Source organism: Lysinibacillus sp. UBA5990, from assembly GCF_002429815.1.
In the GTDB taxonomy this organism is placed as follows: Bacteria; Bacillota; Bacilli; order Bacillales_A; family Planococcaceae; genus Lysinibacillus; species Lysinibacillus fusiformis.
The window spans coordinates 1-8,706 of sequence record NZ_DJAY01000004.1 but is presented as its reverse complement, the minus strand read 5'-3'; the positions used below and the strand labels follow the sequence as shown (position 1 = coordinate 8,706).

Here is an 8,706-nt window from a genome sequence, read left to right as displayed (position 1 = left end):
TGTCCAAAATTTTGTTACGTTCACTAGCTAGGTTAGCTACTAAAAACTTTATTGATTACGTTTTGCTTGTTCAGTTTTCAAAGTTCATTATTATCTCAGTCGTTTTCAGCGACTTCATTATTATAACTCGTTTATAACAAGGAGTCAACAACTTTTTTGTTTTTTATTTTTAAAGTGTTTCGTCTTGTTAAGGACAAGTAATAATATATAATATAGCATTTTAAAAATCAAGCATTTTTTGAAAAAAAGTTAAAAATCTTTTTTTATATCAATAACAAACAATAGAGCGCTCCCTTCTAAAACAATATATAGCAGTACTAACAAGTTTCAGCCATAGTCAAAAAAACAAGTAAACAAAGTATGGACAAATAAGTTAAGTACTAACACTATTAAGAAAAACCTACCCCATCCCTTATAAGGTCCACTTGATCTTCTTTATATTATAGATCAATTATTTGATGGTACTATCAACATCATCAGCCATTATCAAACGCTCATCGCATACGTATATTTCGTCCTATTATATAATAAGATCTAACAAGTGAGTGCATCCCACTTTTCTCAACATTTATTGTTGTCGAAACTTCAAATGAACATTTTGATTTAATGAATATTCAATCGTTATCTTCAATCTGAATTTTGGAATATCTATTTATATATAGAAAGCATACGTCCAATGTAACCAAGAGTGCTTCTCGCATGCCTTGTATCCTACAAAAATTTAGAATTGTACTCATTTCCAATTAATTTGAGTAATTTAACAATGCATGTTATAATTTTTCATGAAGATGGATATAAAAAAAGGACCACTTAGTGTGTCACCACCAAATGGTCATGTAACAGATGAATCGCTTCAAAGGCGATTTGCATAATGAAGGAGTAAACCACTCACATGCTTGGAGGGCAGGGGCGGTTTACTTTTTTTTCTGAGAAAAAGTAAATGACAGAACAATTACCGAAACAATCAATCCACTAAAACTGATCATTAAGGACATTGACTCGTAAGTTGTCATTAGCAACACCTCCTTCCCCTCCAGAAACCTGAAGAACGGGTGAAGAATGTATGCTTACCGCCCATGAAACCTCTATCTAGTTACCCCTTTATTATACCATTTTATGTGAATGAAATATAGTTTTTGGAAATTTAATTAGGATATAAATCTGGTCATAACCTCTCTTCAATTCTTGTTACAAGCTCGCCGTTTGCTTCATCTCCCCTTAACATTTTTAGTATTATCTAGGTCTGGTGCGCAATTAGGTTTCCGAATCCGATCAGCATTCTTTATTGTAAATGCGATTAAAAATTTTCCTTATAATTAATCTCTTATTTTCCCCTATTAATAGAGAAGAGCTCTAATCTCATTCCCTAATATCATTAACCCTTTGTCCATTCCCCTAAAAACAGAGTCGCCATCATCAAATTAGAAAAGAGCATACGGAAAAATGCAATGATATCCGCTTCCACAGATGCTTATTTTACATATATAACCGACCTAGAATCAAAGTGATATCAGTTACGAAATGGATGTATAGATGAATTTTAGATCCTTATAAAATAAAACACATATATTTCCTTACTTCCATGTTGTACAATACAAAAAAGTAATACACATATAATAATGACTGGTTGCATATCTCTTAGCAATGCGAAATATCTATGGAGGGTCGTGTATGGGAACATTATTGGAAAATATGATTACATATGAAGTTGGCATAAAATTAGTTTTAGCAGCCACATTAAGTTTAGTAATCGGAATTGAAAGGGAATTAAAGAAGAAACCCGTTGGATTAAAGACAAGTTTGGTCATAGCAACATTCAGCTGTTTGCTAACCATTATTTCCATTGAAACAGCTTACTCCACCCCTTCCAGAGAAGATATAAATATTACAATGGATCCCCTTCGCTTAGCAGCCCAAATTGTCAGTGGGATTGGATTTCTAGGAGCAGGCGTAATTTTAAGACGCGGCAATGATAGCATCTCTGGTTTAACAACTGCAGCCATGATATGGGGAGCTGCTGGCATCGGAATCGCTGTAGGCGCAGGTTTTTATATGGATGCAACGTTAGCTGTCATTATCATCGTTTTCGGAATTGAAATTCTCTCTCCTTTCCTAATGAAAATTGGACCAAAACGTATTCGCATGAGAGAGATTTTACTAAAGGTTCAAATTGATGATGACAAACATACGGAATCTTTTCTATTATTCCTTAAAAACAACAATATCATCATCGAAAACATCCGTATTAAAGATGTACCTTTAAAAAATGATAATGTTTTACATGAGTTGGATTTACGTTTGTCCTTAATTGTTTCTGATAATTTACTGTCGTTTTACCGTTCATTAAGAACATTATCATATATTGAAAAAATAGAAATGGAAATTTTAAACTAGTTGGAGGATTTTTATGACAGAATTATTTAAACTACTAAAGGATGGTAACAAACCTTCCCTGATGGCAGCTTGTGTCAATGCCTTTTTAGGTATTATTAAAGGCATTGCCTTTTTCTTAACAGGTAATGTGGCTATGTTCGCAGAAATGATGCATTCACTTGGAGATGCAGCTAACCAATTGTTCGTGTATATAGGCTCCGCTCTATCGAAAAAAGCACCTACAAAGAAATTCCCTAGCGGCTTCGGCCGTATTGTCAATTTAGTATGCTTATTTGCAGTTATTATTGTAGCAATTCTTTCCTATGAAACAATCAAAGAAGGATGGCATCATTTTATCCACCCTACTGGTGAATCAAGTGGGGTACTAATCGCACTTGGAGTTTTATTTATAGGTATTGTTTTAGAGGGCACAGTACTTGCTAAAGCAGCAGTAGAAGTATTACATGAAGCTGGGCAGGAAAAAGCAGGTATTACATCTATCCCAAAAGCTTTCAATTATTTAAATCGCGCAAAGCCTGCGACTAAATTAGTTTTTATGGAAGATTTAGTCGCTACAAGCGGAAATATTTTGGCCTTCGTTGCTATTGTTATCGCTCATTTTACAGGTTGGACTAGAATAGAGGGTCTTGTTTCCATGATTATTGGAGCAATGATGTTTTATGTTGTTGGTAAAGTATTCTTAGACAATGCTAGAGGTGTAATCGGTGAGACAGATGAAGAAATGTTAAATCATATCGCCCATCTTGTGATGGATGATCCAAATATTAAAGATATTGTACGCCTTGAAGTCATTAAAGAAGGGGAATTTTTACATGTTGAGTTAGTGGCAGAAGCTGACCCTAAACTATCCTTAGCTTTTTTAGATGACGTTCGGGATCATTTAACTGAAGTTATTTTAAGTCAGAAAGGTGTATCGAAGGTTGCCATTTTATTTGATGAAGATGACGGAAAAGCTAGCTGGACACATCTTGGCGAAAGACCTGAACATTAAATCTAGAAGCTATAAAGCCAATTGCCTTGATTCAGGCAATTGGCTTTTTGTTAAACTGATATTGAATGATCCCGATCAAAATTAGCTTCCCTTAGATTGTCAGGGATGGACTCGTAGCTTACAAACACTTGATTGGTGATCATAAATGTTAGGAATTGATTACTAACAACAGTCTTCTTTGTACCATTTTGTTGAATAACTATTTCTGAAAATATTAAAGTAGCTTGTCGATTGGCTAAAGCATATTCTTGGGCATTTAGAATATCTCTACCATCCACATGACAACCTAAAACAAAATGACCAGCAAAAGAATCTTTTAATACGTTAGGGTGCATGGATTGATAATGCACTTCATAAATTGAATCTTCACGATTCATGTATTGATGGGCTACCAAATAATGCTTTAAAGCACCTTTTAAATCAATTGCGATAACTGTATCTGCTAATATTGTTCGAAAATAAACCGGAACAATTTCAGCATCTCCTAAATAAGGTTTTACCTCTATCACAATTTCCCCAGAAGGACGGACAAATAAATGTCCACTTGCTTTATTTACACCATCCGAAAACGTAATGTTCGTTTGCCCAAAACGTAAACTCTTAAAGAAAATACTTTGATCAACAATGTAACCCGTAACAATGTTATCATTTTCAATTTGTATTGATCTTGTTTCAATTCCCAAAACTTCTACACAATTTTGTATTTTATGAACATGCTGCTGAAATGGTATCTCTTTACAACTTAATGTAACCACACGATCCTTAAGCAATTGCTTCAACATTCGATCCCTCTCCTCTTTGTTTAAGTCATTATTTTAATAAAGGTGGCTAAACAGTTTCTGAACAATTAATGGAGCTATTGTGACAAATACCATCATTTCTCTAGCAATCACAAAGTCTAATATGTATTAAAATATCCAATTTAAGTTAAAATATTTTGATTGAAATTATGACTTTTTTCACCTCTCTTAATGAAATTAATCATTACGCTCATTTGAATATCTAACTATTTCATTATATTGTAGGTCTTAAGAAACTTCTACGACAAAATCCAACATGATTCGTTAATTTTTCTTAACCTTTAATAAAAAAGTGTGAGGCTAACTACACAGCCTCACACTCAATCATTATTTTAAAGAGAATTTTGTAAAATTGTACGTACATCTTTTTCTTGTAACTGATGGAAGTTTCCAAAAGGACCATTATGCATTGCATGCTCTACAATCTGTTGGAATTTCGAATCATCGATATTATAATCGGCTAAACGATTCGGTGCCCCTAACGATGACCAAAATGCTGATAAGCGATCTATCCCTTCATAAGCAACCTCTTCTACCGTTTTGCCTTTTGCATCCACCCCGAATACTCGTGTTGCTATCCCCGCAAAGCGTTCAGGATTCACCGGCACACTTAAACGCATCCAATGAGGCTGTAAAATAGCTAAACCACCTGCATGCGGAATATCATATACCGCTGATACAGCATGCTCAATATTATGTGATGCCCAATCCCCACGAGATCCGATTGATAAGAATCCATTTAATCCAATCGTTCCTGCTAATAGAATTGTTTCACGTAACTGTGTATTCTCTAGATCCTCTAATAATTGAGGTGCTGTCGTAATAACCGTACGTAATACACCTTCACACATTTCATCAGTGATTGGTGTATTCGTTGTATTATGGAAATACTGTTCGAATACATGTGACATCATATCAACGATTCCGTAAACCGTATGATTTTTAGGTACAGACACCGTATACGCAGGATTCAAGATTGAAAATTTCGGGAATGCTGCAGGGCTACCCCAGCTTAACTTTTCTTCTGTAGCAGCATTAGTAATAACAGATCCAGAGTTCATTTCAGAACCCGTAGCGGCTAATGTTAATACAGTTCCTAATGGTAAAGCTTGTTCTACAAATACCTTGCGTTTAACGATATCCCAAGCGTCCCCATCATATTTTGCACCAGCAACAATTAATTTGGAGCAATCGATAACAGAACCACCACCAACCGCAAGAACTAAGTCGATTGTTTCTGTTTTACAAATTTCAATACCACGTCTAGCTGTTTCCACACGCGGATTAGGTTCTACACCACTTAATTCAAAAATTGTTTTATCTGCTTGCTGTAATTTGTCAATAACAGCGTCGTAGACACCATTCGTCTTGATGCTACCGCCACCATATACAACCAATACTTTTTTTCCATACTGCTCTAATTCCTTCGGTAACTTTTCCAGCGCATCTTCACCAAAGTGTAGTTTCACTGGGTTATAAAATGTAAATGAATCCATTTAATTCGCCCCTTTCTAGTTGGATTTTCTCATATTTCTGTTTAAGAAAGCAAAGATAAACGTTTGGGGTTGTATCAGCAAAACAGTTTAATTAGATTCTGTTTGGACGATTTATTAAAGGGTTAAGTAAATGGATTGCACTCTTAGATTTCTAAAGAGATGAAAAAACGAGTCCTCCCATTAAAATAGGAGAAACTCGTTGTAAATTGAACTTATTCTTAAACCCATCCACGGAAGCGTGAAGCTTCTGCAGTGCGGCGAACACCTACCATATAAGCTGCTAAGCGCATGTTAATGTTACGTGTTGTAGCTGTTGTATAAACATTATCAAATGCTTCAACCATTTTTTTGTATAGACGTTCTTCAACTTCTTCTTCCGTCCAATAATAACCTTGGTTATTTTGTACCCATTCAAAGTAAGAAACTGTAACACCACCAGCAGATGCTAATACGTCTGGTACAAGTAAAATGCCACGTTCTGTCAAGATTTTAGTTGCTTCAGCAGTTGTTGGACCATTCGCTGCTTCTACTACGATATTAGCTTTAATATTGTGTGCATTGTCAGCAGTAATTTGGTTCTCAATTGCAGCAGGTACTAAAATATCACAGTCAAGTTCTAATAATTCTTTATTTGAAATTGTGTTTTCAAATAAAGTTGTTACAGTACCAAAGCTATCACGACGATCTAATAAGTAGTCGATATCTAAACCTTCTGGATCATGAAGTGCACCATAAGCATCCGAAATACCGATTACCTTTGCACCTAAATCATGCATAAACTTCGCAAGGAAGCTACCTGCGTTACCAAATCCTTGAATAACAATGCGCGCACCTTTAATATCAATACCGCGTTTTTTCGCTGCTTCTTCGATTACAATTGTAACACCTTGTGCTGTCGCACGGTCGCGACCTTGTGAACCACCAAGAACTAGTGGCTTACCTGTGATAAAGCCTGGAGAGTTGAATTCATCCATACGGCTATATTCATCCATCATCCATGCCATAATTTGTGCATTTGTAAATACGTCTGGCGCAGGAATATCTTTTGTTGGTCCTACGATTTGACTTACAGCACGTACATAACCACGACTTAAGCGCTCGATTTCACCCATAGACATTTGACGAGGATCACAGATGACACCGCCTTTACCACCACCATATGGTAGATCGACAATACCACATTTCAATGTCATCCACATTGAAAGCGCTTTAACTTCCTCCTCAGACACTTGTGGGTGGAAACGAACCCCACCTTTAGTTGGTCCTACAGCATCGTTATGTTGTGCACGGTAACCAGTAAATACTTTTGTTGTACCATCATCCATTTTCACCGGGATACGTACTTGTAGCATGCGAAGCGGTTCTTTTAGTAATTCATACATTGCTTCATCATAGCCAAGTTTGTTTAGAGCATCTTGAATGACATCTTGTGTTGATGTGAAAAGATTTAAGTTTTCAGACATTATTAAATCGCCTCTTTGTTTTATTTAATGATAGTATATCGGCATCATTGTAACATACTTCCGAATTAAAATGTGAACATTTTGTTAAAGATTAAATACTTTTTCAATTTGTTCGATTGACCAATCTAAATCCTCTTGTGAAATAACAAGTGGTGGAGCAAAACGAATAACTGTATCATGTGTTTCTTTACATAATAAACCTAATTCTTTTAGTTTTTCACAGTATGGACGAGCTGCCTCTGTTAGTTCCATACCAATAAATAAACCACGACCACGTACTTCTTTAATAACTGGGTTGTTAATTTCTCTTAACTTACCTTTGAAGTATTCACCAAGTTCATGTGAACGTTCAGCTAATTTTTCATCTAATAATACTTTAATAGATGCAATTGAAACTGCACAAGCTAAAGGATTTCCACCGAAAGTTGATCCGTGTGAACCTGGGTTGAATACACCTAGAATATTACGGTTTGCAGCTACACAAGAAATTGGGAATACACCACCACCTAATGCTTTACCTAAGATATACATATCCGGTTCTACTTCTTCCCAATCACAGGCAAACATTTTACCAGTACGTGCTAAACCTGCTTGGATTTCGTCAGCAATGAATAATACGTTGTTTTCACGGCAAAGTTCGCGAGCAGCTTTTAGGAAGCCCTCTGTTGGGATAACAATACCAGCTTCACCTTGAATTGGTTCAATTAAGAATGCTGCTGTGTTTGGTGTAATAGCTGCTTTTAATGCTTCAAGATTACCGTAGTCTACTAACTTAACGTTTGGTAACATTGGACCGAACCCACGACGGTATTCTTCATCAGAAGAAAGAGATACAGCAAGCATTGTACGACCATGGAAGTTACCATTACATGCAATCACTTCTGCCTTGCCTTCTTCTACGCCTTTTACATCATATGCCCAACGACGAGCTGCTTTAAATGCAGTCTCTACTGCTTCAGCACCAGTATTCATTGGTAATACCATTTCTTTATTTGTTAACTTTCCTACTAGCTCATACCATTCACCAAGGTTTTCACTGTAAAATGCACGTGAAGTAAGTGTTACTTTATCAGCTTGCTCTTTTAAAGCAGCGATAATTTTTGGGTGACGATGTCCTTGGTTTACAGCTGAATAAGCTGATAACATATCTAAATATTTGTTACCTTCTGGATCTTTAACCCAAGCACCCTCAGCCTCTGAAATTACGATTGGCAGTGGATGATAGTTTGCTGCACCATAATTTTGTGTTTGTTCAATAACTTGTTGAGTTTTTGTCATATTCTATTCTCTCCTTACTAAATGATGATAAAAAATCTATGCAAGAAAGGACTATGTATTTCTGTAAGTAGAATAATTAAGAATTTAGCAACAATTCAAACGATCAACTTGCAAACTCACCCCAAGTATACTACCTCATTAGTGGCTACTGTTTTAGCCAGCGATAGTATTACTTGGAGAAGTTTCACAAATTTTGTCACAATGCTTCAATTACTACTTATTAAAATAGCCCTAACATCGATGTAAAATTAAAGCATTTCTGAAGTTGTTTTTGCTTGCATGTG

At 35.7% G+C, this 8,706-nt stretch carries 7 protein-coding genes; 2 read left to right on the top strand and 5 right to left on the bottom strand.

Annotated features, from left to right (window positions below):
- Positions 1 to 914: 914 nt before the first annotated feature.
- Entirely contained in the window at positions 915 to 1,013 is a 99-nt protein-coding gene (locus tag B3D94_RS02870) for a putative holin-like toxin (protein ID WP_232540804.1), read from the bottom strand.
- A 658-nt stretch (positions 1,014 to 1,671) separates the two neighbouring features.
- Between B3D94_RS02870 and B3D94_RS02865 the strand changes: the two genes are divergently transcribed.
- Entirely contained in the window at positions 1,672 to 2,394 is a 723-nt protein-coding gene (locus tag B3D94_RS02865) for an MgtC/SapB family protein (protein WP_008178169.1), read from the top strand.
- Between the two features lie 13 nt (positions 2,395 to 2,407).
- Positions 2,408 to 3,385 (top strand): cation diffusion facilitator family transporter, encoded by a 978-nt coding sequence (locus B3D94_RS02860; protein WP_069482434.1) that lies wholly within the window; start codon positions 2,408 to 2,410, stop codon positions 3,383 to 3,385.
- Between the two features lie 50 nt (positions 3,386 to 3,435).
- Here the strand turns inward: B3D94_RS02860 and B3D94_RS02855 are convergent, their stop codons facing one another.
- The 4 genes from B3D94_RS02855 to B3D94_RS02840 all read right to left on the bottom strand — a co-directional run bounded on the left by B3D94_RS02855 (position 3,436) and on the right by B3D94_RS02840 (position 8,422).
- Complete coding sequence (locus tag B3D94_RS02855; RefSeq protein ID WP_291754473.1) at positions 3,436 to 4,167, bottom strand: hypothetical protein; 732 nt, start codon at positions 4,165 to 4,167, stop codon at positions 3,436 to 3,438.
- Between the two features lie 350 nt (positions 4,168 to 4,517).
- The gene (locus B3D94_RS02850; protein ID WP_069482436.1) at positions 4,518 to 5,681 is read right to left on the bottom strand and encodes an iron-containing alcohol dehydrogenase; all 1,164 of its coding nucleotides are present in this window, start codon (positions 5,679 to 5,681) and stop codon (positions 4,518 to 4,520) included.
- 218 nt (positions 5,682 to 5,899) lie between these two features.
- On the bottom strand, positions 5,900 to 7,144 hold the full coding sequence (locus B3D94_RS02845) for a Glu/Leu/Phe/Val family dehydrogenase (RefSeq protein WP_008178162.1): 1,245 nt from the start codon (positions 7,142 to 7,144) through the stop codon (positions 5,900 to 5,902).
- A gap of 84 nt (positions 7,145 to 7,228) precedes the next feature.
- Positions 7,229 to 8,422 carry an ornithine--oxo-acid transaminase gene (locus B3D94_RS02840; protein ID WP_008178160.1) on the bottom strand — a complete coding sequence of 398 codons (1,194 nt, stop codon included), beginning with the start codon at positions 8,420 to 8,422 and terminating at the stop codon, positions 7,229 to 7,231.
- Positions 8,423 to 8,706: the final 284 nt, after the last annotated feature.